Source organism: Paenarthrobacter sp. AT5, assembly GCF_032764245.1.
GTDB lineage: Bacteria > Actinomycetota > Actinomycetes > Actinomycetales > Micrococcaceae > Arthrobacter > Arthrobacter ureafaciens.
This window is the reverse complement of record NZ_CP136441.1, coordinates 2,202,670-2,224,958: the sequence shown is the minus strand read 5'-3', so window position 1 is coordinate 2,224,958 and position 22,289 is coordinate 2,202,670. Positions and strand designations below refer to the sequence as shown.

At 63.4% G+C, this 22,289-nt stretch carries 19 protein-coding genes; 5 read left to right on the top strand and 14 right to left on the bottom strand.

Features of this window, described 5'->3' with window-relative positions; translation table 11 throughout:
• Positions 1–62 precede the first annotated feature (62 nt).
• The 14 genes from RI444_RS10165 to RI444_RS10100 all read right to left on the bottom strand — a co-directional run bounded on the left by RI444_RS10165 (position 63) and on the right by RI444_RS10100 (position 15,532).
• The gene (locus RI444_RS10165) at positions 63–851 is read right to left on the bottom strand and encodes an SDR family oxidoreductase (RefSeq protein WP_207604747.1); all 789 of its coding nucleotides are present in this window, start codon (positions 849–851) and stop codon (positions 63–65) included.
• A gap of 72 nt (positions 852–923) precedes the next feature.
• The gene (locus RI444_RS10160) at positions 924–1,667 is read right to left on the bottom strand and encodes an SDR family oxidoreductase (RefSeq protein WP_021472214.1); all 744 of its coding nucleotides are present in this window, start codon (positions 1,665–1,667) and stop codon (positions 924–926) included.
• On the bottom strand, positions 1,664–2,491 hold the full coding sequence (locus RI444_RS10155) for an alpha/beta fold hydrolase (RefSeq protein ID WP_207604746.1): 828 nt from the start codon (positions 2,489–2,491) through the stop codon (positions 1,664–1,666). The genes RI444_RS10160 and RI444_RS10155 overlap by 4 nt, the downstream gene beginning before the upstream one ends.
• Complete coding sequence (locus tag RI444_RS10150; RefSeq protein ID WP_021472212.1) at positions 2,484–3,494, bottom strand: VOC family protein; 1,011 nt, start codon at positions 3,492–3,494, stop codon at positions 2,484–2,486. Before RI444_RS10150 ends, RI444_RS10155 begins: the two co-directional genes overlap by 8 nt.
• Positions 3,495–3,526: 32 nt before the next feature.
• The gene (locus RI444_RS10145; protein WP_021472211.1) at positions 3,527–4,585 is read right to left on the bottom strand and encodes a PDR/VanB family oxidoreductase; all 1,059 of its coding nucleotides are present in this window, start codon (positions 4,583–4,585) and stop codon (positions 3,527–3,529) included.
• Between the two features lie 5 nt (positions 4,586–4,590).
• Positions 4,591–4,935 carry a RidA family protein gene (locus RI444_RS10140; RefSeq protein ID WP_021472210.1) on the bottom strand — a complete coding sequence of 115 codons (345 nt, stop codon included), beginning with the start codon at positions 4,933–4,935 and terminating at the stop codon, positions 4,591–4,593.
• Positions 4,936–4,975: 40 nt separating this feature from the next.
• Positions 4,976–6,535 (bottom strand): aldehyde dehydrogenase, encoded by a 1,560-nt coding sequence (locus RI444_RS10135; protein WP_021472209.1) that lies wholly within the window; start codon positions 6,533–6,535, stop codon positions 4,976–4,978.
• Positions 6,536–6,657: 122 nt separating this feature from the next.
• Positions 6,658–7,908: an XdhC family protein gene (locus RI444_RS10130; protein WP_207604745.1), complete on the bottom strand. Its 1,251-nt coding sequence runs from the start codon at positions 7,906–7,908 to the stop codon at positions 6,658–6,660.
• A complete protein-coding gene (locus tag RI444_RS10125) occupies positions 7,901–10,240 on the bottom strand; it encodes a xanthine dehydrogenase family protein molybdopterin-binding subunit (protein WP_021472207.1) in 2,340 nt (779 codons plus the stop codon). Before RI444_RS10125 ends, RI444_RS10130 begins: the two co-directional genes overlap by 8 nt.
• On the bottom strand, positions 10,237–10,770 hold the full coding sequence (locus RI444_RS10120; RefSeq protein ID WP_207604744.1) for a (2Fe-2S)-binding protein: 534 nt from the start codon (positions 10,768–10,770) through the stop codon (positions 10,237–10,239). The genes RI444_RS10125 and RI444_RS10120 overlap by 4 nt, the downstream gene beginning before the upstream one ends.
• On the bottom strand, positions 10,767–11,660 hold the full coding sequence (locus RI444_RS10115; protein ID WP_031216488.1) for an FAD binding domain-containing protein: 894 nt from the start codon (positions 11,658–11,660) through the stop codon (positions 10,767–10,769). Before RI444_RS10115 ends, RI444_RS10120 begins: the two co-directional genes overlap by 4 nt.
• A 125-nt stretch (positions 11,661–11,785) precedes the next feature.
• Positions 11,786–12,640 carry a TauD/TfdA dioxygenase family protein gene (locus RI444_RS10110; RefSeq protein WP_062096780.1) on the bottom strand — a complete coding sequence of 285 codons (855 nt, stop codon included), beginning with the start codon at positions 12,638–12,640 and terminating at the stop codon, positions 11,786–11,788.
• Between the two features lie 101 nt (positions 12,641–12,741).
• A complete protein-coding gene (locus RI444_RS10105) occupies positions 12,742–14,094 on the bottom strand; it encodes an MFS transporter (protein ID WP_021472203.1) in 1,353 nt (450 codons plus the stop codon).
• Positions 14,095–14,341: 247 nt separating this feature from the next.
• Positions 14,342–15,532 carry a TetR/AcrR family transcriptional regulator gene (locus tag RI444_RS10100; RefSeq protein WP_021472202.1) on the bottom strand — a complete coding sequence of 397 codons (1,191 nt, stop codon included), beginning with the start codon at positions 15,530–15,532 and terminating at the stop codon, positions 14,342–14,344.
• A 401-nt stretch (positions 15,533–15,933) separates the two neighbouring features.
• Between RI444_RS10100 and RI444_RS10095 the strand changes: the two genes are divergently transcribed.
• The 5 genes from RI444_RS10095 to RI444_RS10075 are packed head-to-tail and all read left to right on the top strand — an operon-like array spanning position 15,934 to position 22,264.
• The gene (locus RI444_RS10095; RefSeq protein WP_062096778.1) at positions 15,934–17,043 is read left to right on the top strand and encodes an ABC transporter substrate-binding protein; all 1,110 of its coding nucleotides are present in this window, start codon (positions 15,934–15,936) and stop codon (positions 17,041–17,043) included.
• Positions 17,040–18,794, top strand: coding sequence for an ABC transporter permease (locus RI444_RS10090; protein WP_021472200.1), 1,755 nt, complete (start codon positions 17,040–17,042; stop codon positions 18,792–18,794). The genes RI444_RS10095 and RI444_RS10090 overlap by 4 nt, the downstream gene beginning before the upstream one ends.
• Positions 18,787–19,890, top strand: coding sequence for an ABC transporter ATP-binding protein (locus RI444_RS10085; RefSeq protein ID WP_021472199.1), 1,104 nt, complete (start codon positions 18,787–18,789; stop codon positions 19,888–19,890). The genes RI444_RS10090 and RI444_RS10085 overlap by 8 nt, the downstream gene beginning before the upstream one ends.
• Positions 19,887–20,987: a threonine aldolase family protein gene (locus RI444_RS10080; protein WP_207604743.1), complete on the top strand. Its 1,101-nt coding sequence runs from the start codon at positions 19,887–19,889 to the stop codon at positions 20,985–20,987. The genes RI444_RS10085 and RI444_RS10080 overlap by 4 nt, the downstream gene beginning before the upstream one ends.
• Positions 20,984–22,264 (top strand): amidohydrolase family protein, encoded by a 1,281-nt coding sequence (locus tag RI444_RS10075; protein WP_207604742.1) that lies wholly within the window; start codon positions 20,984–20,986, stop codon positions 22,262–22,264. Before RI444_RS10080 ends, RI444_RS10075 begins: the two co-directional genes overlap by 4 nt.
• Positions 22,265–22,289 lie beyond the last annotated feature (25 nt).

Sequence of the window (22,289 nt, the reverse complement as noted above, 5' to 3'; positions counted from 1 at the left end):
TGAACTTCCGTGGGCCGATGGGTTTCCGTTGAGGTGCAGGAGGTGTTTTCCCTGCGCCCTGCCTAGACATAGCGCCCAACGCCACCGCCGACGTCGATGGTCGCCCCAGTGGTGTAGCCGCTGTTGGGCGAGAGGAGACAGACAATATGGAACGCAACCTCCTCCGCTGTGCCGAAACGGCCCAGCTTGATGCCGCGGTCACCGGCGATTTCCGCACTCCAGGCCTCGTAGTCGAGATCGGTGCCGGCATTTTCGAAGCGTCGCCGCCACTGTCCCGTGTCCACCAGTCCCAGCAGGACCGAGTTCACGCGCGTGCCGTCCTTTGCCAGGTCTTCGGCAAGGGAATGGGTCAGGTTCAACAGCGCGGCGCGGGCGGCGGAGGTAGCGGCCAGGCGCAGCTCGGGCTGTCGGGCAAGAATGGCGTTGACATTGACCACGGACCCGTGGGCGGAGGCGCTCAAGGCGATCCTGGCCGACCGCACCATGTTGAGGACGCCGAAGATCTTCAGCTCGAACTCATCGCGCAGTTGCTGGTCCGTGGTTTCCTGGAGAGTGGCCATGAGCGATCGTCCGGCGTTGCAGACCAGCCCGTCCATGGCGCCGAACCGATCCAGCGTTCCGGCGATGAAGGCGTTGGTGGCTTCCTGGTCCGTGACGTCGCACGAGGCAAGGTGGATGGAGTCCTTGTCCGCCCAGGAAAACTCGTCGAACGCCGTGGTGAGCCGGCCGAGGTCACGGGCACAGGCGGCAACCCGCGCGCCTTCACTGAGCAAATAGCGTGCGGTGGCAAGGCCGACGCCGGAACTCGCCCCGGTGACCACCACCGTGCGGTCCTTCAGTTGCAGGTCCATGTGTGGGACTCCTTGTCTAATGGCCGGCATAGTGTGCGTTGGCCGGTTTTGTTGTGGCCGTGGTTGAGCTCATCAGTGGCCCATCACGAAGCCGCCATCCACCACGATGGTCTGGCCGGTGATGAACCCCGCGGCGTCGGAGAGCAGGAACTGGACCACTCCCGATACATCGTTGGGTTGTTGGTCCCTGGGCAGCACCCGGTTGTCTTCATAGAGCCGGTAGCGTGAGGCGGGCACCGATTCAGTGGCTTCCACCCGGGTCAACCCCGGGGCCACCGCGTTGACACGGACTCCCGATGGCCCTGCGTCGCGGGCCATGGACCGGGTCATGGCGAGCACGGCCCCTTTTGATCCAACGTAGTGGACCAGCCGTGGGCTTCCGTAGAGCGCTGCGTCAGAGGCGATGTTCACGATCGCGCCCGCCGGGGACTGGGCAAGCTGGGGGAAGAGGTGCTTGCTGACCAGCCAGGTCCCGTAGGCATTGACGGTCATCACCCTTTGGAAGAATCCTTCCTCCAGTTCCCAGAAAGTATCGCCGCCTACGCCGTCGGCCAGTGCCGCGTTGTTGACCAGCGCATCCGCGCCGCCCAGCTGCCGGACCGCCGTCGCCAGGGCCTCCACCGAAGCCTTGTCAGCTATGTCGGTGACCACCGCCGTGACATCGAGCCCGCGTTCATGGAGTGTTGCGGCGGCCCGTTCCGCGAGGTCCGCGTTCTTCTCCGCGATGACTATCCGGTCTCCGGCACGTGCCAGTCGTTCGGCAATGTCGAAGCCCAGGCCACGCCCGGATCCCGTCACTACCACCAGGCGCGTCACTGGATGCCGTCCCAGAAAGCGAGGATGGCCGCCGACATCTCAAGGGGCTTCTCCTGCACTGCCGCGTGGCCCGCATTGGGGATAATGCACAGTTCGGCGCCTGGAATCTTCTCGGCGAGGATCCTCGATTCGGGCACGCCGGTGATCACATCGTCCTGTCCGGCCAGCACGAGCGCCGGAACCCGCAACCCGGGCAGCAGGTCCGTCGTATCACAGTGCGCCATCATGGTGGCCGCCGACGCGAACCCGGACAGGCGGACGGAGGCCATGTCCGCCCGGACAGCTTCGGCCACCCAGGCGGGGGCGGATGGAGAGACCAGCTTCGAGGCGCGCCGGGCTGCAATACTTTCAGGCCCGACGGCGGCCAGTTCAGGAACGCGGGCCAGCATGCGTTGCGCTGTGTCGTGCGTGGTTCCCGAACCCCGCGTGCTGTCGGCCAGGACAATGGACCGTACTGCCTCCGGCGCCCTCGCGGCTACCGTGGTGGCAATGACCCCGCCCCACGATGTGCCAAAGAGGTGTGCCGGCCCAACGCCGAGGGTGGCCAGGATGTCCAGTACCAACGACGGATGATCCAGTCCGTCCGTTGGAGCGGCGGACTCGCCGTAACCGGGCGCATCCCAGCAGAAGGTCTGGTAGCCGTGGGCGCTCAACAGTTGGGCCAGCGCACCACAGGACGACGCGGCTCCCCCGATGCCGTGCATCAGGAAGACGGGAATCCCTTCACCGCGAACCACGAGGGAGACTCCGTGAACGGACTTTCTACGCTCGGCAACAGCGGGGGTCGAAGGGGCGGTGGGCGCCGGCAACGAGCCGCTACGCATGGGCTTTTTCTGTGGCAGGGGCTTTTTCAGTGGCAGGGGCCTTAGCCGGGGAGAAATAGTCCTCACGGCCGGGGACCACCAGGGACCGGTAGCCGCTGTCCGGAACGCCCGCCATGGCGCTTCGCACCGCGGTGGTCGGCGGACCTGCGGTGCCCCACTGGTCGGACAGTTCGGGCGTTCGCTCCCACGTACGGCAGAGCCAACTGTCCTCATCCACCTGGGCAACTTCGGAGGTGTATTCGCAGACCAGTCCCGCGGGGTCCGTGAAGTAGGAGAAAGTGTTGTCGCCCGGACCGTGCCGGCCCGGACCCCACTGCGGGGCAATGTTGTGCTGTTTCAGGTTGCCGATGCCGCGCATGAAGTGGTCAATGCTCTGCATCTCATAGGCCACGTGGTTGACCGAGGTCCAGGGCGCCTGGTTGAACGCGATTGCGTGGTGCTCGCTGTTGCACCGGAGGAAGGCCATCTGGTGCTCGGACCAGTCGGATATCCGCATCCCCAGCACTTGGGTGTAGAACGCGGTGGCGCGGTCGATGTCCACGGTGTTGAGGACCACGTGGGCGATCTTGCGGGGAAGGGCGCGCCGGCCGGCCGGCTCCTGGCTGACCACCGCATGGACGTTCGCGGAAAGTTCCACGAGCCTGCCTTCGGGATCCACCAGTTGCACGCCATATCCACCGGCAGCATCATCCAGGGGTCCGGGCTCACGGAAAAGCGGTATTCCCAGGGCAACGAGCTTGGTAGCCGCGGAATCGACGTCCTGCGGCGTGGCCAGTGCGAAGGAGACCCCGCCCAGGGCATTCTGCTCACCCGTTTCCAGCCTCAGGATGTGGTGTTCGGATCCGGTACCGCGGAGCCAGAATTTGTCTGTGTCCTCTTCTACCGTGGAGAGACCCCAGACTTGGTCATAGAAGTCCTTGGCCGGCTTGGTATCGGGTACTTTCAAGGACACGGAACGCAGCGAACGCAGATTGCAGACAGGCTCGCTTGAGAAAAAGTTCATGGGAATCAGCCTTCAGTCGGGTGGTGTTCGTACTAGAGATCCAAAATCAGTTCCCGGGACCGGCAACGCGAGACACAGACGAACATCGTCTTGTTCTCTGCCTGTTCAGCCGGGGAGAGCAGGAAGTCGCGGTGCTCGACGTCGCCGGCTATGACGCCGGTCTCACAGGTTCCGCAGATGCCCTCCGCGCATGAACTGGGCACGAAGATGCCGGCGCCGTTCAGGGCGTCCAGGACTGAGATGTCAGGCCCAACAGCAACGCGCTGGCTCGACCGTTGGCAGATGACGTCAAAGCTTGTGGCCTCGGTTTCCGGACCGGACACGACCTCCGGCGCTTTGAACCGCTCTATCCTCAATTGCGAATCGTCCGCCATGGCGCCGGCCACTGCCTGCATCAACGATTCAGGGCCGCAGGCATAAACCAATGCTTTTGGGGGCAGGGCACCAACTGCTTTGGGGAGATCCGCGTAGGCTCCCCCGGCTTCGTCCATGGCGTGGATGCTGATCCGGTGTGCGGGAAAGCCGGAAATTTCCGGGAGGAATGCCATGGTGGACCGGGACCGTCCCGTATAGAGGAGGGACCAGTCAGCGCCGGCTGCTTCCAGGCGCCTCGCCATGGAAATGATCGGGGTGATGCCAATGCCTCCGGCCACCAACGCATACCGCTGCGCCTGCTCGAGTTCAAAGTTGTTGCGGGGACCTTCGACTGTGAGGAGCGTGCCCACCGGCAGTTCGTCATGGATCAGCCTGCTGCCACCGCGGGAATCGGTGGTCCGCAGCACTGCCACGGTCCAGGCGGAGGAATCGTTGGGGTCCGAGCACAGGGAGTATTCGCGCGTCAGCCCGTTGGGCAAGTGGAGGCTCAGGTGGGAGCCTGGTAGCCACTGCGGGAGAGCCGCCCCCTGCGGATCAACGAAGGTGATGCTGACGACGCCGTCCGCTTCCCACCGTTTCTGCTGCACCCTCAGCGTCAGTGCTTTGGGTTCCGCAGCGATGGTCGCGGCCTGGTCTCCTGTGCCAGGACCCGACGTCAGATCGTCTGCGGTGTCCTCGGGGATGGTCGTCCCACGGTTCTGAATGTCCACGCTCATGGTCCTTAACTCCTCCGATGCGCGATTGCTTCGATCTCCACCGACGCGCCGTAGGGCAGTGCGGCAACTTCAACGAATGAGCGTGCCGGGCGGGGATTCTCGAACAGCAGCTCGTAGTGCAGGTTTGCTTCGTCCCGCAGCGTTACGTCTGTGACGAAATAGGTGGTCTTGACGACGTCCGCCAGGGACATGCCGACTGATTCCAAACGTTCGGCCAGCCTCGCGCCTGCTGCGACGAGCGCCTCCGAGCGGCCCGGTACGGCCGTGCCGTTCTCATCCACCGACAAGGCGCCGGAGACGAAGCCGAATCCGCCGGCCACGAAGGCCGGACTGTAGGGGTGGGCATTCATTGATCTACCTTTCGGAAGCTGGTGATGCGGGCCGGTTCGCTTAAAGGCCGGCCCATGGGATGGGTGCACCCGAGAGGTCCATATAGATGCTCTTCTGGCGCATGTAGGAACGAATGCCGTCGCGGCCCTTTTCGGTACCCAGACCGCTTTCCTTAAGCCCGCTGAAGGGGGTCGAAATGCTGAATTGCTTATAGGTGTTGATCCACACGGTGCCGGCGGCAATGGCCCGCGCCAACCGCCAGGCCCGGCGGTAGTCGGCAGTCCAGATGCCACAGGCCAAGCCAAAGACGCTGTCGTTCGCCTGGGCGATGAGGTCCGCTTCGTCGTCGAACGGCAGGATGACGGCCACGGGACCAAAAATTTCCTGCTGGCAGATGGCGTCCGAGTTACTGACACCGGCAAGGATGGTGGGCTCATAGAACGCCCCGCCCTGCAACCGGGACTCCGTGGGGACAGCGCCTCCGCACAAAACCTGCGCACCGGCCGACTTCGCTGCTTCGACCATGCCCGCAACGGTGTCGCGGTGTGCGAAGGCCACCAGGGGCCCGACCTGCGTAGCCGGGTCTGTGCCCGGTCCGATCCGCAACGCTTTTGCCCCTTTCACGAGCCTTTCCACCACGTCGTCGTACACGGCGCGCTGGATGAAGACACGCGACCCGGCGATGCAGCTCTGACCGCTTGAGGAGAAGATGCCGTAGAGCACTCCGGCCACAGCCTGGTCCACGTCGGCATCGGCGAAAATAACCGTGGGTGATTTTCCTCCCAGTTCCAACGTGATGGGCATGATTTTTTCGGCTGCGATGTGGGCAAGTTGACGCCCCGTGGAAGTCCCGCCCGTGAAGGAGATCTTCCCAACATCCGGATGTTTGGCGACGGCGTCGCCAACTACCCGGCCAGGGCCCGGCAGCACCGACAGCAAACCGGCAGGAAGACCGGCCTGCTCACAAAGGCGGGCCAGCAGCAGCGAGACCCAGGGGGCCCACACCGGCGGCTTCACCACGACGGCGTTTCCTGCCGCGAGTGCCGGAGCCACCTTTTGCGCGTCACTGGCTATGGGTGAATTCCACGGCGTGATGGCCCCCACCACCCCGATCGGCTCATAGGTGGACATGCTGAGGTAGTTGCCCCGCGGCGGCGTCAGGGCATCTTCCATGGTCTCCAAGGCAGCTGCCGTGAAGCGGAAGGTTGCCGCCGCGCTCATGGCCAATGCCTTCGTTTCCACGAGGCTTTTGCCCGTATCAAGCGTCTGCAGCTCCGCGATCCTGTCAGCGTTGGCTTCAATCGCGGAGCTGATGCGGTGAAGGACTGCGGCGCGTTCGTGCGGGAGCCTCCTTGCCCACCCCGACGCTTTGACGGCCTCCAGGCCGGCGGCCACTGCGGCGTCCACATCGGCCGCCGTTGCTGCGTGGAGGGTGGCAAAAACTTCTGCCGTAGCGGGATTCACCGACTCGATCAGCGCACCACTACCCCGGGTCCACACTCCGCCAACAAAGATCTCGTCCCGCGTATCAGGTCCGTTGCGAAGACCGGCCGCGCCGGGTGCCCGGGTTTCTTCCCGAGCAGACCGGGAGGGGTTCTCTGTAAGGCTGTCCGTACTCATCTTCGGGTTCCGTCCATTTGTGTGTAGTGCCCACGGAGGGGTTTCAAGCGGGATGCCGCGAGCGGCTTTGCGCGAGTTACGTGAACTGCGTCATAGAAAAAGAATATCAGTCCTAAGATACTTTATGTCAAGATATTTTCGTTCTGATTGTTGCGTAGCGGCGGGAGCTGCAGTTCCTGCCCCACGCCGCAGGTAGGGGACGACGACGGCTGGCCGCCCGGGTGCGGCGCGAGGGCTGCGCGCTCCCCCAAACCCTTGTGGATGGGGTCGGACGTGAACGCCAAGGGCAGGGCGGAAGCCTGGTGCCGGGCCGCAATGACCTCCGCCATGATGGAGATCGCCGTTTCTTCCGGGGTGGAAGCCGAAAGGTCCAAGCCGATCGGCGAGCGGAGCCGCGCCAGCGACCGTTCCGTGTGGCCCAATGCCAGGAGCCTGCCCCTGCGGTCATTGGCAGTCCGGCGCGAACCCATCGCCCCGATGTACGCAAAACCTTCCCGAAGCGCCACATCGAGGACCGGAACATCGAATTTCGCATCGTGCGTCAGGACACAGATAGCAGCATCGGGCCCCAGCCGTCCCAGTGCGATTTCCTTTTGTAAGTAGCGTGCCGGTTGATCCACCACGACGTCGTGGGCTGATGGCAGCCGCTCGGGCGTGGCGAAAACGGCCCGAGCATCGCACACCGTGACGTGAAAGCCAAGAAAGGCGCCTAACCGGGCCAGGGAGGCGGAGAAGTCAACCGCCCCGAAAATCACCAGCCGGCGCGCAGGGCGGAAGACATCGATCAGCAAGGACAGGCGTTCGTCGCTGCCGGTCACGGCAGGAAGAGTGACCGACGTCGATCTTCCGGACGCTATGGCCTCCTGAACGGCACTGTCTGCGGCCTGAACAACATCCCATGCAAAGCCTGCACCGGCGAACAGTGGTGTAATGGCAGAACCCTGATGGACCAGCCCGGAGCGACCCAGCAGTTCAGGTGCGACCTCAAAAATGGTGACCATGGCGCACGGTAAATTTTCCACCAACGCCTTCTGCAAGGACGCAAAACCAGGGCACGTGGCACGCTCGAATGCTTGCACGAAAATATCCACGCTGCCGCCGCACGTGAGGCCGATACTGAACCCGTCGTCGTCGGACATACCAAAATGAAGCAGCTCCGGGACCCCGGTGGCGAGCACTGTGGCAGCCTGTTCGATCACGCTGGCCTCGATGCAGCCACCCGAAACCGAGCCGATCGGCGACCCCTCGCCGGTGACCAGCATGGACGTACCGACTGCCCGCGGCGCAGATCCCTGGGTTCGGACCACCGTGGCCATCGCGACGCGCCGTCCGTCGGAAAACGCCTCGTTGAGCGCTTCCATCACTTCACGCATCGGCCCCGACCCTGCCTTGACGCGATTGCGCAGCCCGGATGCCGTTGTAGACCCGTTCCGGCGTCATGGGCAGCGACGTGAGCTGCGCCCCGGTGGCGTCGGCAATTGCCTGGGCAATTGCAGGGGCGATAGGCAGCATCCCTCCCTCGCCCATGCCCTTGGTTCCGAAGGGCCCAGCGCCGTGGCCCTGTTCCTGGGTGATGGAGAAGAAGCGCTGCGGGATGTCCTCGGCCAACGGGACGCGGTAGAGGAGTGCTTCACCATTCAGCAGCTGGCCGTCGTCGTTATACCGCAGTTCCTCAAAGAGTGCCTGCGCGAGTCCGAAGACCGCTGCGCCTTCGTCCTGGCCCCGGCAACCAAGCTTGTTCACCACCTTGCCGGCGTCGCCACTGACGACCAGCTGCAGGACTTCCACCCGCCCGGTTTCGGGATCCACCTCAACTTCGGCAGCTGCCCAGCCGATCTCCCAAAACATGCACGGCGCCTCCAGCGGGGCGCGGCTGGAATTACGTACCTTGAAGTATCCGTCCCCGGTGAACTCGTAGCCTGTCCCGCCGAACCTGTCCATGATCAACGGCGGAAGATCATGCGTGGCACCGTCGGCATCAATGATGTGCCAGTCCTGAAGGCGGATCGATTCGCGATCCAACCGCAGCTGCTCGGCCGCTACGTCCAGCACTGAGCACTTCACGCGTTCAGCAGCCTGCAGGACCGCGTGACCCATGACGGCGATGCCCGATGAGGCATTGGTTCCTTGGTCGAAGGGGGTGTTATCGGTGTCGATGGCCGCATATTTAACACGCTTCGGATCGCACGCCAGAGTCTCCGCCACAATCTGGCACAGCGCCGAATGGCCGCCCTGGCCCATTTCCACCAGGCCACAATTGAGGAAGACATCGCCGTTGGTGGCCACTTTGACCCGGGCCTGGGCGGGCTTGTTGACGCCGCCACCGTCCTTGATTCCCATGGCGACACCCATGCCACGGTTGGGTAAGCGGCTCCGGTCGCGATAGCTGATGGCGTCCGCTACGAGGTTCAAACCGTGCCGCAGGTCCGAGTCGATGGGCGTTTCGCCCGGGACGAATTCCTCGCCCAGGCCCTTGGCATTTTTCAGCCGCAGTTCCAGAGGGTCGAATCCCAGCCGCTCAGCGATCAGGTCCACTTGGCGTTCACTGGCCCAGGTGGCCTGGGTCGCGCCAAAACCACGGTATGCGCCTGCCGGCACTGTATTGGTGATGACCGCCTGGCACACCGAATCGATCCGCTTCCAGCGGTAGGCCCCCGGCATCCGGTAACCGGCTTTTTCGGCCACCAACGGACTTGCATCCGCATAGGCACCGCCGTTGAGCAACACCTTGGACTGGCGGGCCACGAACTCCCCATCAGCCTTGAGTCCCGACTTGACCGTGAGGATGGCATCATGCTGGCTCAAGGTCAGGAAGACTTCCTCGGTGCTCATGCAGTAGCGCACGGGTTGGCCGCCGGACAACTGCGACAGGCGGACGGCGATAGCCTCGGTTTTTGGGCCGTTCTTGGCCCCGAAGCCGCCGCCCAGCAACGGGACGTTCACCCGGACATCGTTCTCCGGCACGCCAAAGACCCGCGCCAGCTCCCTCCGCATGGGGAACGGGCTCTGGGTGGAGGTCCACACCTCGATCTGCCCGGAGGTCGCTTCGGCCACTGTGACAAAGGGTTCCAGGTGCAGATGGTTCATCCGGGAGAACGTAAACGTGTCTTCAAAAACGTAGTCGCACTCTGCCCAGACGCCCTCGTCCCCCGTTTCGTAGCGGAACTCGTAACTCACGTTGTGCGCGGTATGTGGCGCCCCGAAGGCGCCGTCCCCGTACGCTGGAGAGACGGCGTACGGCTGCTCCGGGAAAATGGCAGGTGCTGCGGGGTCCGTTGCTTCCTTGGCACCGAAAACAGCCGGCAACTGCTGGTACTCCACCTGAATCAAATCCAGGGCCGCGATGGCTGTGCGTTCATCCACGGCAGCAACTGCCGCAACGACGTCGCCAACGTAGCGGACCGAGTCCGTAGCGACGATGGGCTGGTCCTTGACGTAGGTACCGTAGGGCTTCAAACCACCGATCTCCTCACGCGTGAGGACCGCAGTGACTCCCGCCAGCGAGCGGGCCGCCGAGGCGTCGATGCCCAGGATCCGGGCATGTGCATGCGGGCTTCTGAGGACCTTGGCATGGAGCATTCCGGCCTTCTTGATGTCCACCGTGTAGAGGGCGCGTCCGGTGACCTTGGCGGTGCTGTCCAGGCGCGGGCGGTCGCGTCCCACGATCGGCTCCCCGGCCTCGCCGGGAGTGGCTGTCCCGTTCATTCCGACGCCCGTTCCTGCTGCTCCGCGGCGGAGAGCTCTGCGGCACGTTCCACGGATTCCAGGATCATTTCGTATCCTGTGCACCTGCAGGTATTCGAACTGATCCATTCCCGGATCCGGTCCCTGTCCGGTTGCGGATCCTGCCGCAGCAGGCCAGTGGTCAGCATCAGCATGCCCGACGTACAGAACCCGCACTGGAAGCCGCCACATTCCGTGAATGCCTGCTGCTGGGCACTCAACGTGCCATCTTGGCGGGCCAGGCCCTCCACCGTTTCAACCCGGGCACCCTCGACGTCGAAGGCAAACGTGGAACAGGCGGCTACCGGAAGGTCATTCACCAGGACAGTGCAGGCACCACAGACACTGCGCTCGCACGAGGCACGAACCCCTTGCTTTCCGCAGGCGTTGCGCAACACGTCCAGGACGGTCGCGCTGGTAGGAACACGATGCCTCTCGGGGCTTCCGTTCAGTTCGAATTCGAGATCGTGGGTAACGGGTTCGTGGCCGGGCACCGGCGATTCAAGGCTCATGGCTGGCTTCCTTTCCTTTGTTTTCCGGTTGCTTGGACGAGAAGACGGCGGCAAAGCACAGACGCCAGGTGCCGGCGGTAACTGATGGATCCGGCGTAGTCGGCCGCCTCCTCCGGGAGCTGCGCTGCAAGAATCTCTGCGACAGAGGCAGGGTCGAGGTCAGCTGTTGCAGTTCCACCGGCGGGATGGGAGAGGACGGTGTGGGAGAGGACATAGGGCCGCCTGTATTCACTCCCGCAGACGGCCGTTACCGTAACGTCGCCACTGGCGTTGCTTCGCACGGCCATGGCCACTGTGCTGACCGGGCGCATGGTGCGTTCGTATCCGAACCACAGCAGGGATGCGGTGTCCACGCTGACGGCTGTCATGACACCAGGGCTCCTGCGCTCCCCCTCCCAGAGCTTCGCAACCGGGAGGGTTGCAAGGTCTCCGCCCTGAAAGTGCATGCGAGCCTGGAGGGCGGACAAAATGACCGGCATTTCATAGCGGTACCGACGCGCAAGGAGGTTGCCTCCCAGGGTGCCGCGGTAACGGATCCGAACTGTTGCAATCGATCCCCAGGCCGCAGCCAGGGCCGGGAGGGAAGACAGGATTTCCGGACTCCTGCTGCCTTCGTAGTGGCTGACCAAGGAACCGATGCGCAGAGTTCCGGCGTCGTTCGAGACAGCCCGCAGTTCCTTGATTCCCTGCAGGGAAATCAGCACCTGTGGCTCCAATCCTTCGCGGATTTGGGCCATGAGGTCCGAGCAGCCCGCCGCGATCACAGCGTGTGGGTGCTGCCGGACCAGTGCCTCAGCTTCTCCCAGTGAAGCAGGCCGATGCAGAACAAACGGCGGGAGGGCGGACTGGCTCTGGGCTATCAGGCCCGCCCCTAATTTCTGGCCTCGCATTGGTCAGCCTTCTTTCACTCTCGCCATGTAGGCGCTTTCCACGGACTACCGCCGTGGTTGATTCCTGGTTTCGCAAACAACCGTCCCGGGTGGCCCGTTCGGGCCACCCGGAGCGGGCAGTTTCACTAGGCCGGGCGGTCGCCCTTCAGCGTGACCCGGTGCATCAGCCTGTAATGCGGGTGGTAGTCGCCCACTGCGTAATGCTGGGTGGAACGGTTATCCCAGATCACCAGGGAGTTGGGCTCCCACCGGAACCGGACCTGGTACTCGGGGGTCCGGGCGAGGTCCGTGAGCATGTTCCGCAGCGAGTCGCCCAGCTGCGTGGAAATACCCGTGAGGCGGGTGGTGAACAACGCATTGACGTACACGAGCTTGCGGCCCGTTTCCGGATGCTTGCGCACCACGGGGTGGGTCATGGGCGGGTATTTGCGTCGCGTTTCCTCATAGCGCGCCTCGCCATCCGGGCCTTGCCGGACGACGCCGGTCAGTTCCTTTTCCCAGTCGTGCACTCCTTCAAGCCCGTCGATGACGTTTTTTACGTTCTCCGGCAAGGCGTCATAAGCCGCGGTCATACTTGCCCAGAGGGTGTCGCCGCCGCACGGGGGAATTTCCTGCGCATGGAGGCAGGTGGCGGAGTTCGGCGTAGCCTGCCACGTGAGGTCGGAGTGCCACACGTCGGTTCCAGCAGCCCGGCCCCGGGACTCCAACACCTCAATGTGCGGATAGCCCGGAAGCGATGGGAAGAATGCGCTGACTTCCTGGGGATCGCCGAAGACCTTGGCGAACTCAATCTGGTCGTCCGGGGTAATTTGCTGGTCGCGGAGAAACAGCACTTGGTATTCAAGGAATGCTTCCCGGAGTTCCCGCCGGCACTCAGGAGTGATGCCCTCACGCAGATCCAGCCCGTGGATGTAGGCTCCGATAGTCGGTGTCGCACGTTCCACAGTGAATGTCTTGAACTCTTGATCATTGCCGCTCATGGTCGTTCCTTCCTTTTGTTTGGTCTGTTGCATGGAGCCCGTGTCCGTCAACGCTGACTGATCAGACGGGCTGCTTTTGTTGGGAATCCTTTGGTGTCGACTCATTCCGAATAGGTGGGGGCAGCAAATTCCTGCACATTGCCGTCGCTGCCCTTCCCGGCCCGCAAGGCCTTGTTTCGGATGACGCGCCCCAGCGCCAACGCACAGGTGATCGAAACCGCTCCGGCGACGAAGACGTAAATGGAGGTGGAGACCGACGCTTTTGTCGCAGCAAACAAGGCACCGGCAATAAGGGGTGCAATGGCGCTGCCGAGGAGGTTGCCAAGCGTGGTTGCCAGGGACAACCCGCTGTAACGGACCTTGGCGTCAAAGGCCGTGGAGAAGTACGCAGGCGACAATGCCCACGGGATGTACACGGCGATGGTTGCGGCGAAGTAGCAAACGGCGATCAAGCCGTACGAGCCGCCGTCGAGGGCGAAGTAGAGCGGAAACGCAACCACTACGATGAGTACAAGGCCCCACAGGTAAACCCGCTGTGCGCCGTATTTATCCGCCATGGCACCTGCTGCGGGATTGACGAAGAAACCAACGGCCGAGGTGATGATCACCAGCACCAGCATGGAGGTCGAATCGAACTCTTCCGACTTACCGGCGTAGACGAAGTTGTACACGGTGATGAGGTAGAAGAAGATGCCCGGAACCAGGCTTGCGCCGGCTACAAGGAACACCTGCTTCGGGTGGGTTCGAAGTACTTCGATGACGGGCATGCGCACAACGCTGTGGTTAGCCTTGACTCGATCGAACTCCGGGCTTTCTGCCACCTTTACGCGGATGACCAGGCCGGTGATGACCAACACGGCACTCAGCATGAACGGAACCCGCCAGCCCCAGGCCATGAAGGCGTCCGGCGACATGGATTCCAGCGGGATGTACAAGGTCATGGCAAGGATGAGTCCCACAGCCACGCCTGCTTGCGGCCAGCTGCCAAAGAAGGCGCGCCGGCCCTGCGGGGAGTGCTCGGTAGCCATCAGCACGGCCCCGCCCCACTCTCCGCCGAGCGCAAACCCTTGGCAAAGCCGCAGGATCACCAGCAAGACGGGGGCAAACACACCTATAACGTCATAGGTAGGCAACAATCCGATGGCGACCGTGGCTATGCCCATGATCAGGATGGTGAGGACCATCATCGGCTTTCGGCCCGCCCTGTCACCGAAGTGGCCGAAGACGATGGCTCCTACGGGGCGGGCGACGAAGCCGGCGGCGAAGGTCGAGAACGCGAGCAGCGTGCCGGTTGTGGGGTCGAAGCCCGGGAAGAAGAGCTGGTTGAAAACAAGCACCGCTGCGGTGCTGTAGATAAAGAAGTCGTACCACTCGATGGTTGTGCCGATGAGGCTCGCGATGGCGACCTTTCTCGGAGAGCTGCCGCCCGATGGTTGTGGGACCACTGCACTCATATTGTGCCTCCAGGTAATTTTGCAAACAGTCGGCCCCGCTTTGCGTGGGCCCTGGTGATCAGGGCAGCCAAGGCACCTGTCTGAGAGTGAGATCTGAAGTGATGCAAATTACTTCAGTGTTGATTATCTTATTGCTGAGATGTCTTGTGCGCAAGATCTCATTTTGGCAGTGGTGGAGCCCCCGAGGGGCTTCAGGCGTGGTGCGAACTGGAACCGTTTGCTGTGGGCTAGTCCCTTCGGCAGATGCTCATGACGTGGCGCCTTGATCGGCAGCGGGCACCATAATTCCCCACGCGAGGTCCTCGAGGATGTCCTGAATTCCGCGGATGTCCCGCAGGAACGGCGTACGGACGACGCTGCTGATCACATGCAGAGCTGCCTTCACGCGTACTCTGACTACTTCTTGATCCGTACCCGGATATGCGTCCTGGACCAGTGAGGCGACGTCGGCGACATAGTCGTTCTGCGCCTCCAAAAGGTTCTGCAGGTCCCGTTCGGGAACGTGCTGGCGCTCGGAGACGGCCAGTTGCAGGTATTCCGGGCAGGACAGCGAGAAGGAAATGTGCGACGACAGGATGCGCTGGAGCGCCGCGGATGAATCCGCGGCTTCAGAGAGGGCGCGCGACAAGTCCATCCAACGGACTTCCGTGGCCCGGTAAAGCGCGGCAGCGAGCATTTCTGCCTTATTGCTGAAGTGACGGTAGATGCCGGGGCCGGCTATCCCGACGTCGGCGCCGATATCGTCAAGGCTGACCGCATCAAAACCGGACCTAGCGAACTGCCGGATTGCAGCAGCCAACAGAGCCTCGCGGCGGCTGCGCGGCACGGAGAGTGCCGCACCGGCTCGATGGTCCGATTCCTTGATCGGCGGCAACGGCATATCGATCACAGTGCGGGCAAGCGTGGCGAGGTGGGTTTCCTCGTCCGCTTTCGAGAGCCGGTTCGGATGCCACGACACACTGACCATCACAGCGAACATCGCCCACGCCCGCAGATCGGCCTCTGCTGCGGGAAGCGCAGCAGAGCCGGACTGGAGCTTGCTGCTGATGGCGAACTTGGCGCCGCTGGCTATTTCGAAGCGGACCGCAGGCGGCAGGTGGCGGGATTCCCGCTCCCACAGCACGCCGTTCCCGCGATGCTCCAAAAGCGCCCGGCCGAGTGACAAGACCAACTGGCCAAGATCGCCGTCGGGCGCCTGGATGACGCTCTCCACAACAGGCTGGAGGTTCGCCGCCACGGCCTCCCGGAGCAGTTCGCCTTTGCCTGGGAAATGCCGGTACAGGGCCGACGGCTGCACAGAGACCGCCTTGGCCACATCGGTCATGCTGACTTGCGGATACCCCCGTTGCGCGAAGAGGTCCGCCGCCGCAGCGAGTATGAGGGCTCGGCGGTTGCGGGGCCGTGTACCGCGTTCCGGGGCTGTGGACGCTTTCTCCATATCTCAAGATTAATCAGATTCACTTATTGCGCAATAGCCCGCCGCGTGCCAAAGTTGAAGAACAAGCCACAGGAACTCATCTGCATCCATGAATGTGGGTTAGTAAGCGGGCTTACTGCACATCGCCGCAGCGGGACCGCCAGCCCTTTCCCGCAGCGCGAGCGGCACGGAAAGAACCTCGAAGGCCGAGGCAGATTCACTTACGGAACGTTGAGATGGTCGAAAACCGGGGGCACAGCAACAACAGTCAGCCTGGCGGCCCACCTGCCCGTGGACCCCAAGGAGCACAGGCCCCTGACCATCTCCTCGTGATATCCCCTTCGCCGCTCAAGCCAAGGGCGGCGTAAAACCAAGGGCGCCGTAGAGACAAAGAGCAACGTCCAGTGACAAAGGAGTCCCACATGAAACGACGTGCAATACTCGCCGTGGCCGCACTCTGCGGCTTCGCAGCCCTGACTGGCTGCAGCAGCAGTGGGGGTGAGACTCCCAATGCGTACGCTGCCAAGACTGACATCCCCACCGCAGCCGCCATGGATCCGGCGATCCTTGAGGCTGCAAACAAGGAAGGCTCGCTGTTGGTTTACGGCGAAGCCAACGAGGCATCCATGAAGCCGGTACTGGCCGCCTTCCAAGACCAATATCCGGGCATAAAGACCAGTTACATCAGCCTCGGCGGAACCGAAAGCTTCCAGCGCTACCTCAACGAGAAGGCCACGGGCGGAAAGACCGCAGACGTGATTGTCAGCCTGCAAGGCGCGAACTTCCTGGACTTGGTCAAGCGGGGCGACATTCAGGACTTCACGCCTCCTGCCGCTGCGCCACTGCCGGACTTCGCGAAACTCGCCCCGGGAGTCTTCGCCATGGAACTCAATCCGGTCATGGCGCTGATCAACACCACCCTCCTGCCCGAGTCCGAGCAGCCCGATTCCCTCGAGGCACTCGCCAGGATGTCCGGCGACCCTAAACTGGCGGGAAAGATCGTTACGTATGACGGCACCACGGAGTTCGGCTACACAGTCAACCACGCGTATATCGCCAAAGCCGGAGACGCGGGATGGAAAATCCTGGACCAGCTCGGTCCGAACACCAAGGTGGAAGCCAGCGCAGGACCCATGTTCAACAAACTCCTGCAGGGCGAGTACACCATGTCCTACTTCCAATCCGGTGCCACCAGGCCGCTGCTCACCGGCGCGACCGCCAAGGTACTGAACTACAGGTTCTTCAAGGACGGAACTCCCTTCATGCCCCGCGGCGCCGGGGCGACAACAGGTGGCAAGTCCCCCAACGCGGCAAAGGTGTTCGTCAATTTCCTCATTGACAAGGCCGGCCAGACAGCCGGTTGTACCGGCGGATTCGCACCCTACCTGGACGGCGTGGACTGCCCGGTAAACCTGGCAAAGGTCACGGAGCAACTGGGCGCTGAAAACATCAACATCGCCACGTGGGATGAGACCCTGATCAACGATTCGCCTGCGTTCAAGAACCGTTGGAAAGAGGCATTCGGACGATGAGCAGCTCCACGCTCGCCGTACCCGGGACGCAGGAGCGGCCTCCCGGGTACGGACCCATCAAGCGGGCATGGTTACCCGAAAAAGTCATCCACTACGGTGTCTGGTTGTTGACGGTCCTGCTGGTTCTCGGCCCGATCGTGCCGATTGTCTGGTCATCGCTCTGGTCCACACCCCTTTACGAGGGCGGTGGCAGCGCCACCCTTGAGAACTTCGGCAAGTTGGCGGCCGACCCCCTGTGGTGGTCGGCAGTGGCCAACAGCCTGCAGTTCGCCGTTTTCACAACCGTCGGGTCAGTGCTGGTGGGAACCACCGTCGCCCTATTGGTGGCACGGACCGACCTGCCGCTCCGGAAGCTCTACTCAGCTTTGATCGTCCTGCCCCTGGTCCTGCCCGGACTGGTGCTGATCGTTGGCTGGCAGTCGATGTGGTCGAAGAACGGATACGCCACCCACGTACTGGAGCAGTTCTCGCCTTTCAGTGTCCCCTTTGACCTCTACAGTGTTGCGGGAATGGTGGTCATGGGCACCGTCCTAGGCTCACCCGTGGTGTACCTTTTTGCCCGCGGGACGCTCTCCTCCGGTGACTCGACGCTGGAGGAAGCCGCCCGGTGCGCCGGCGCAGGTCCCCTCCGCGCCGTGCTCTCGGTGACCCTGCCCCTGCTGCGTCCGGCACTGCTGAATTCCGGATTGCTGGTGTTTGCCCTGGCCTTGGAAACACTCGGTATTCCGCTGATCCTTGGCACGTCAAAGAACATCGACATGATGTCCACCTATCTCTACCGGCAATGGACGGGAAGTGCCGACGGCGGCGGCGGAGTCCTCCCTGCAGGTGCCGTCATGCTGCTGCTCGCCGTCACCTTGCTGCTGTTGCTGCGCAACCGGCTGGCCGGGGACCTCGCCCGTTTCACCACCACCGGCGGCAAGTCATCGAGGCCTGCCAACGTCGTCAAGCTCGGCCCCCTGCGCTGGGTGCTGTCCGCCGTCGTCGGAATTGTCCTGGGCTCGGCGACCATCATTCCGCTGGGCGGCGTGATCCTCGCCTCGGTGACCGCGGTTCTGACGCCGGCAATCAACCCGTTCAGCCTCCTCACGCTTGACCACTTTTCGGCAATCCTGACCAACCCGTTGTACACCGGAGCCATCGGCAACAGCTTGCTGATCGCCACCGTTGGTGCCGCGATCGCCACAGCCTGCATCGCAGTCATCGCACTGGTCGCCCACCGCTCCACCTTCCGGTTCCGCGGATCCCTGGAACACATCGTGCTGTATCCCCGGGCCGTCCCGGGGATCATCACCGGCATGGCCTTCTTCTGGACTTTCGCGATCCTGGATCAATCAGGAACGTTCAGGGCCACACTCTGGGCCGTGGGAATCGCCTTCGGCGTCCGGGCCCTGGCCATGGGCTACGCCGCGTTCTACCCCTCCCTTGCCGCACTGGGTGAGGACCTGGACCGGGCTGCGCGCTCCGCAGGAGCGGATTGGTGGACCGCGATGCGAACCATCATCATCCGGCTCCTGAGGCCGGCCATGGGGATTTCGTTCGTCCTGCTTTTTGTGGCCATGCTCAACGAAGCCGACGCCGCAGTCTTCCTGGTAACCCCTGAAACGCAGGTTCTGGGACTGGCCATGCTCCAAATCGCGGCCACAGGCCTCGGCGGCACCGTCGCCGCCCTCGGAGTCATCCAACTCGTCATCACCGCAGCAGTCCTGGCCGCAGGACGCCTTCTGTTTGGAGTTCGCCCCAATGTCTGATCTGGTCATTACCAACCTCACCAAGAAGTTCGGCCACCTGACGGTCCTGGACAACGTATCGGTGACCGCTTCCGACGGGCAGATCCTGACCCTGCTGGGGCCCAGCGGTTGCGGGAAGTCGACAACACTGTGGTCGGTCGCAGGACTGCTCAAGCCCGACGGCGGCAGCATCGTCGCGGGCGACCGCACCTTGTTCGATCACGGCACGTCCGCTTTCCTGCCTCCGGAACGCCGCGACTGCGGCGTGGTCTTCCAGTCGTATGCCGTGTGGCCGCACATGAAGGTCCGCGACAATGTCGGCTACCCGCTGAAGCTGCGACGGTACAAATCCGATGCACTCCGCCGCCGCGTCGACGAAGTTCTTGAACTGGTGGACCTCGCCGATCAGGCAGACCGCTACCCGCACCAGCTCTCCGGTGGTCAGCAACAACGCGTCGCCTTGGCGCGTGCCCTGGCCTTCCCTCCCCGGCTGCTGCTGCTTGACGAGCCGTTTTCCAACCTTGATGCCAAGCTGCGGGAACGGACCCGCGACTGGTTGCTCCAGCTGCAACGCAGGATTGGCGTGACCACGGTGTTCGTGACCCACGACCAAGACGAAGCGCTGGCCATGAGTGACAAGATCGCGGTCATGTCGGCCGGCATGGTCCGGCAGATCGGCACGCCTGAGCAGATCTACAACGATCCCGCCGATATATTCGTGGCCGATTTCGTGGGCACCAGCAACCTGCTGGAGGGCACGGTCATCTCCCGGTCCAAGGGAGTTTTGACGATCAAAATCGACGGATTGGACCAAGCGATCCACGTGCCGTCGTCCTTGGATTCCGACGGCGTCGTGGTTGCCGTCCGGCCTGAGGCCCTGGCCTTGTTGCCCGACGACGCACCATCCGAGGGCTATGAAATGACGGTCAACGGCCCCGTCCTGGAGAGGTCCTATCACGGCCATCACTTCAGGTACAGGGTGGGGGTCGGCGAGCAGTCGCTGGTGGTGGAAACCCGCGACCGGACGGACTCGTCCCATGTGCGCGTGGGCATCCCACGGGACGGCTATAAGTTGTTCCAACCCCGCACTGCCCCGGCAACCAAGGGCGCCCTGTGATTCCCGTCGGGTCCCCCTACCCGATCCGCATCGACCTTTTCAGCGACACGATTACCCGGCCTTCAGGGGCCATGCGGCAGGCCATGGCCCACGCCGAGGTGGGGGATGAACAAAAGGGTGAAGACCCCTCCACCAACGAACTCGTTGCCCTGGCCCGGGAACTGCTGGGCAAGGAAGAGGCGGTCTTCCTGCCATCAGGGACCATGTGCAACCAGATCTCCTACGCCCTGCACTGCCGCCCGGGCGATGCGATCCTTGTTGACGACAACGCGCACTCGCTCCGCCACGAGGAAACCGGGGCACCAGCCTTGGCCGGAGCCTTGTTCAGGCCCATCAAAGCCGATCGTGGTGTTTTCTCCGCTGACCAGCTCACAGCGGCCCTCGGGCCCGAGGGCCGGTCGATGGCCCGGAATGCGGTGCTCTCCATTGAGCAGCCTTCCAACCTCGGCGGCGGCACATGCTGGTCCCTGGAGGGCATCACCTCCGTGACCGCGGTAGCACGGGCGCATCAGATCGAGACCCACATGGACGGCGCCCGCCTGCTCAATGCGGTAGTAGCCACAGGAGTGTCCGCCCGCGATTTCTGTGCCCCGTTCGACTCAGTCTGGCTGGATCTCAGCAAGGGACTGGGTGCCCCCCTGGGAGCAGTGCTGGCAGGAGACGCGGATTTCATCAGCGAAGCCTGGCGCCTGAAACAACGGTGGGGTGGCTCCATGCGCCAGTCCGGCATCGTGGCTGCGGCCGGCACCTTTGCCCTCCGCAACAACGTGGACAGACTGGCCGACGACCACGCCAACGCCCGCCTCCTGGCTGAGCTGCTGACCGGCCACCGCAACATCTCGATCGACCCCACGACGGTTCAGACCAACATTGTCCTCTTTGACCTGGTGGACTGCCCAGTCACTGCACCGGTTCTGGTGGAGCGCCTGCTCCGGAAGTGCGGGGTTCGAATGGGCGCTTTTGGCCCGTCCACGATCCGTGCCGTCACCCACCTTGATGTGGACACCGCAGGTGTACGCCTCGCCGCGGAAGCCCTCTGCGAATTGCTGGACGAAACCTACTCAATGCACGTGAGCAAGAAGGAGCTCCTGACATGACCACCACCATTGACGTGACGGACCGGCCCCTGCCGTTCAGCGCCCCCCGGGCTGCCCGGCGGGGTGACGAAGTCACCGTATTGCTCAACGCGCGTGTTGTTGATCCCGGGACGGGCACATCCTCTTCCCCCAGCGACGTGTGGCTCCAAGCGGGGCAGATCTCCCGCGTCACCCCTGCGGGCCGGGTACCCGGCGCAGGGAATGTGCTTGACCTCAAGGGAAACTTCGTGGCTCCCGGAATGATGGATGCCCACGTCCATCTGGCCTTCGACGGCGGCGACGACCCCAAGGCCACACACCAGGCCAGCAGCGATGAAGAAATCATTGCGCAGGTTGTAGCGAACGCACGGATTGCGCTCCGGGCCGGTATCACCACAGTTCGCGACTGCGGAACGCCCAGGCGGCTGCTCGCTCCCATACGGGCAGCACTGGGGATGGCATCGGACGTCGCAACTGTGGTTCATTGTGGTGCTCCGCTCTGCAGGGTCGGAGGGCACGCCCACGACATGGGCGGAGAAGTACGGACCCGGCACGACGTCCACACCCTGATCGCTGAACAGCACGCGGCCGGTGCCACCTGGATCAAGCTCATGGCCAGCGGCGGCGGCTTCACGCCCGGGACCAGTCCCAGCGTCTTTGAGTTCGATCCCGTGCTTCTCCGGGAGGCAGTAGTGATCGCCGGTTCCTACGGCATGAAGACCGCAGCGCACGCACACGCCAGCTCCTCCATTGCCGCCTGCATTGACGCCGGCGTCCATACGCTGGAACATGCCTCGATGCTGGGGCCCGACGAACGATGCTCCCCCGATCCCGGGCTCTTGCGCAGGGCGGCCGATGCCGGCATCCACATTGTGCCGACCGTCATAGCGGCAGACATTGTCTCGCGGCAATTGCAGGAGGGACGCCAGGTATTGGCCAACCCGCTTGACCGCAACGTGGTGGCAAGGCTCGAATCGCGGTTCACCAACGTGACGGAGTTCCTCCACTCCGGCGTGTCCATCGTGGCGGGGACGGACGCGGGCCCTGCGCACGTCACCTTCGACCTCCTTGCCCGCGAGCTGGAGCGCTACGTTGCTGCCGGCCTCACAGCACAGCATGCGCTGAAATCCGCGACCACTGAAGCCGCCTCCATGCTTGGGTTGGAGTCGCAAGTGGGACGCGTCCGGCCCGGCTTGTGGGCCGACCTCATCTTTACTTCGGCAGACCCCCTCCAAGACATCACCACCCTCCAAACGCCCCTTGGAGTTCTCAAGCGCGGACTGTTGATCGCGCACTAAGCAGCGGCGTTACCCCACAACTTTG